At 57.8% G+C, this 4,978-nt stretch carries 3 protein-coding genes; all 3 read left to right on the forward strand.

From position 1 onward, the window contains the following. The first annotated feature begins 86 nt into the window (after positions 1–86). The gene (cas9, locus tag P5540_19690) at positions 87–3,221 is read left to right on the forward strand and encodes a type II CRISPR RNA-guided endonuclease Cas9 (protein ID HRT67036.1); all 3,135 of its coding nucleotides are present in this window, start codon (positions 87–89) and stop codon (positions 3,219–3,221) included. After that, entirely contained in the window at positions 3,214–4,125 is a 912-nt protein-coding gene (cas1, locus tag P5540_19695; protein HRT67037.1) for a type II CRISPR-associated endonuclease Cas1, read from the forward strand. Before cas9 ends, cas1 begins: the two co-directional genes overlap by 8 nt. Positions 4,126–4,394: 269 nt before the next feature. Beyond that, positions 4,395–4,766 carry a GxxExxY protein gene (locus tag P5540_19700; GenBank protein ID HRT67038.1) on the forward strand — a complete coding sequence of 124 codons (372 nt, stop codon included), beginning with the start codon at positions 4,395–4,397 and terminating at the stop codon, positions 4,764–4,766. Positions 4,767–4,978 lie beyond the last annotated feature (212 nt).

Raw genomic sequence — 4,978 nt, forward strand, 5'->3', positions numbered from 1 at the left:
AATGAAGCCAACAAGATCCCGCCAACGGGATTTTTCTTAGCCGGGGATCGGGGTTTTCGGGTGTTGTTCAGATGGGGAGGCCTGTCATGAAAAAGGCAAATGAATCGCTGGTGCTGGGACTGGACCTTGGAACCAACTCGATCGGCTGGGCGCTGTTCGGATTTGACGGCGATAATCCCGTCCGCCTTGTCGGCATGGGATCGCGCATTTTCGAGGCCGGAACCGAGGGCGATATCGAGGCGGGAAAAGACGAATCACGCGGCGTGGCACGCCGAATGGCGAGGCAAATCCGCAGGCAGGGCGAACGGCGTGCAAGGCGGCAATCCAAGGTGGGCCGTGTGCTGCAAGCCATGGGACTCCTGCCCGAAGGGGATATCGATCATTCACAAGCCCGTCACGAATATTTCGCGACACTCGACCGGACATTGCGTGCCCGCCACAAGAAGGTTAATTTGGAAGCACTGCCGCATGTCTTCCCGTATTGGCTGAGAGCCCGCGCACTGGACAATCCACTCGAACGGGACGAACTCGGGCGGGCTTTCTACCATCTCGGACAACGGCGCGGATTTTTAAGCAACCGCAAAGCCGCCGGCAAGAAGGACGAGGAAAAGAGCGTCGTGAAACAGGGCATCGCCGAATTGGCCGCGGCAATACATGAAACCGGCGCGCGCACCCTCGGCGAATACCTCAGCCGTATAGACCCTTCGGATCCCGACCAGCGCCGCATCCGCGAACGCTGGACCGCCCGCCAAATGTACGAAGACGAATTCAACGCCATTTGGGACGCCCAATCGAAACATCATCCCGAAGTGCTTACACCGGAATGGCGGAAAATCCTTCATAACGCCCTCTTCCGGCAGCGACCACTCAAACTCCAGCACGATCTGATTGGGGCATGTCCGCTCGAACCGGATCGCAAACGGGCGCCCATGGCCCTGCCCGCCGCCCAGCGATTTCGTGTACTTCAAAAGGTCAATGACCTCCGCGTCATCGCGCCCGACTATTCCGAACGCCCGCTCAATCCCGAAGAACGCACCCTACTGCTCGACGCCCTCGACCGCCAAGAGGAAATGACCTTCGGCAAGCTCCGCAAACTGCTGAACCTCAAAGCGTACGTCTTCAATCTCGAAAACGGCGGTGAAGAAAAGCTCATTGGCAATCGCACATCCGCCAAGATGTACGGCATTTTCGGCGAACGCTGGTTCCGGTTCACACCCGCCCAACGCGAGGCCGTCATTCAAGACATCCGTTGTTTCGAAAAAGACGCCGCCCTTGCTAAGCGCGGGCGCGAGCACTACGGACTCGATGAAGAGACGGCAAAACGTTTCGGGGAAATCGAACTCGAAGACGGGTATTGTTCGCTCTCCCGGCAAGCTATCGAAAAGCTCTTGCCGCTCATGGAGAAGGGGATCGCCTATAAGACGGCCGAAAAGGAAGTCTATGGCGATCCGGGACCGGCCATCGCCGTCGAATTTCTGCCCTGTGTGGCCGAGGCCGTCCGCCAGCAACTCATGCCCGTCCTGCGCAATCCCGTCGTCAATCGTGTTCTGACCGAACTGCGCAAAGTGGTCAATGCGATCATCAACAAGTACGGCAAGCCGGATAAGATCCGCATCGAGCTTGCCCGCGACATGAAAAAACCACGGCAGGAGCGCATGAAAATCAGCCGAAAAATGCGGGACAACGAAAAATCCCGGCAAAAGGCGGCCAAGCGCATTTTTGAGGAAATGGGCGTGCAGAATCCCTCCCGCGACGATATCGAAAAGGTTCTGCTGGCCGAGGAATGCGAATGGCGGTGCCCTTATACCGGCAAGACAATCAGCATGCGCACCCTGTTGGGCGATGCGCCGCAATTCGATGTTGAACACATCATCCCGTTTAGCCGGTGCTTGGACAATTCCTTCAACAACAAGACGCTCTGCTACCATGAGGAGAACCGGAGCGTCAAACGCAATCGCACACCGCACGAGGCCTATGGCGGCGATCCCGCACGCTATCAGGAGATCCTCGATCGTGTCGCCAAATTCAAGGGAGAAGGCCGCGATGCCAAACTCCGCCGCTTCCAGATGGCGGACCTCGAGGATTTCGAGGATTTTTCCGCCCGCGTGCTCAACGACACCCGCTACGCCTCGACGCTGGCCGCGAAATATCTCGGACTGCTCTACGGCGCCGAGTACCGAAAACACATCCAGGTCAGCACCGGCGTCATCACCAAGTACCTGCGCGACTGCTGGGGGCTCAACAAGGTCCTCGGCGACGGCGGCGAGAAGAATCGCGAAGATCACCGCCACCACGCCGTGGACGCCGTCGCCATCGCGCTGACCAGCCCGAAAACCGTCAAGATGCTCAGCGACGCCGCCAAGCACGCCACCGAGGAACGCCGCCGCCAGTTCGGAAAGGTCCCGCCGCCGTGGGACCGTTTCCTTCAGGACATTCAGGAAGCCGCCGGCCAAATCGTCGTTTCGCACCGCGTCGCGCGGAAGGTCAACGGCCGCATGCACGAGGATACATTCTACAGCCCGCAACCCTCTTCCGAGCCGGCCAAACCGTGCGTCCATGTCCGTAAACGCGTCGAGGCGCTATCCAAGGGAGAAATCGAGGCCATCGTTGATCCCATCGTGCGGAGACAGGTCAAACAACGGCTCGACGAACTGGACAGCGACGATCCCAAGAAGGCATTCGCCACAGCCGAAAAACATCCCTTCATCGAAACCAGCGATGGACGCCGCCTGCCCATTCACAAGGTCCGCATCCGCAAGAATGCCGCCACATTCAAGATCGGCAAAGAGCATCGGGTGCGCCATGTCACCACCGATTCCAATCATCATGTCGAAATCATCGAAACGACGGACAAGCGCGGAAACGTGAAGTGGGAGGGATCCGTTGTAAGCCGGTACGAAGCCATGCGACGACTCCAAAACCGCGAACCTGTCATCAAACGTGATCACGGCAACGGAAGAAAGTTCCTCTTTTCGCTGGCGTTGAATGAAGTCGTGCAGATGAAAGACACGGAAGGCGTTATACGGTTGTACCGCATAGCGGGGGTTTCACAGTTCTCGACGGGTACGGTAGTTATCGATTTTCGTGAGACCGGCGACGCGCGTCGTGCTGCAGACGTGCCGAGAGAGGGCCGTACGCGTACTCCGGAAGCCTTCCGCAAGTCCGAACCCGTTAAGATGTGCGTAACCCCTCTTGGGGAGCTTCGTCGGGCGAATGATTGAGCGGATCATAGACTTGAGCACGGATGCCGTCCGGCTGTCCGTGAACATGGAGCGGCTGCTGATCGAGCGGCACAATTCCGATTCGATCACGATGTCCGCCGAGCCGGTTACGGTTCCCTTGGACGAGGTGGCGGCTGTGGTGGCGTCGCACCGGCAGGTCGTCTTCACGCAGCCTGCGCTGGCGGGGATCGCCTCGCATGGCGGGGCGGTCGTCGTGTGCGACGGCAAGATGATGCCGGTCGGCATGATGCTGCCCATCGAACAGCATCATCTCCAGGCCGAACGGTTCGTCAAGCAAGCCGAAGCGGCGCTTCCCGTCAAGAAACAGATCTGGCGTCAGATTGTCCAGGCGAAAGTCGCCGCGCAGGGGCGCACGCTCCTCGACTTCCGCAAGAGCGATTTCGGATTTTTCGAGATGGCCAAACGCGTCAAGTCGGGCGACACGGACAATATCGAAGCCCAAGCCGCGCGGCGATACTGGCCGCTGTTGTTCGACGATCCGGCTTTCAAGCGTGAACGGGAAGCGCCGGACCAGAACCGTTTTCTCAACTATGGCTACACCGTCCTGCGCGCGATGGTCGCCCGCGCGATTTGCGCCACCGGCCTCCATCCATCCCTTGGCGTCCATCATCACAACCGCTACGACGCCTTCTGTCTCGCCGACGACCTTATGGAACCCTTCCGGCCCGTCGTGGACCGCGCCGTCGTCCATATCGTCTATTCGCGCGGCAAGGAAGCGCCCATGGACAAGGAAACCAAGGCCGCACTAATCGGCGCGGTGACCGGGCGCTATCGGCTCGATGGTGAGTCTCGCACCCTGTTCGATATTCTTACCCGCACCGCCGCGTCGCTGGCGAAAATCTTTACCGGCGAAGGCAAGGAACTCGCCTTGCCGGAGATTTAGGTGATTCACCACGAAGAACACGAAGGACACGAAGAAGAAGTCGGCGTTGATAGACAAAGTTGAACATTGTGCGGTAGGATTTTTTTGCTGCAAGAGGACCGCGCATGCACAAATTGGCGGATGCTCGGAAGACATGGAAATGAAAGCAATTTCGTGGGCCGAGCCGTCGTCTTGATTGGTTTCTTGTTCCTTCTCTTCCGGTTCGTCTTCGTGCTTTTCGTGTTCTTCGTGGTGAAGATAACAATCAACCGAAACAAGGAGATGACACCATGGAATTCGATGCCCTGAGCAATCGGGTCATCGGCTGCGCCATCGAGGCACACCGCGAACTCGGTCCCGGCCTGCTCGAATCCACTTATGAAAAATGCCTCGCATATGAACTGTCCTCGCACGGCATAACCGTGGCCACGCAGGTCGAATTGCCCGTACGCTACAAGGGGGTCCTCCTCGATTGCGGCTATCGCATAGACGTGCTGGTTGATGACCAGATCATCATCGAAGTCAAGTCCGTGGACAAAGTGATGCCGATTCACGAGGCCCAATTGCTGACCTATCTCAAGCTCGCAAAGAAGCGCATCGGACTGCTCATGAACTTCAACACGGTCCGATTGAAAGACGGCATCAGCCGATTTGTGCTGTGAAGATTCACCACGAAGGGCACGAAGGGCACGAAGGGCGCGAAGAAAGAAGGAGATTGCCGGGTGGTAAATGGATAACAATAGGGTTGGTGGTGTTTTGTTGTTGAAAAAGTCGGTTGTGCGAATCTGAAACTTGAACAATACAATGAATATGCACACTCACTGCTGTCCAAATTAGGACGGACTTGAGTTCACGACCCGCATAGAATAAGGGC

The organism is Candidatus Hydrogenedentota bacterium (assembly GCA_035450225.1).
In the GTDB taxonomy this organism is placed as follows: domain Bacteria; phylum Hydrogenedentota; class Hydrogenedentia; order Hydrogenedentales; family SLHB01; genus DSVR01.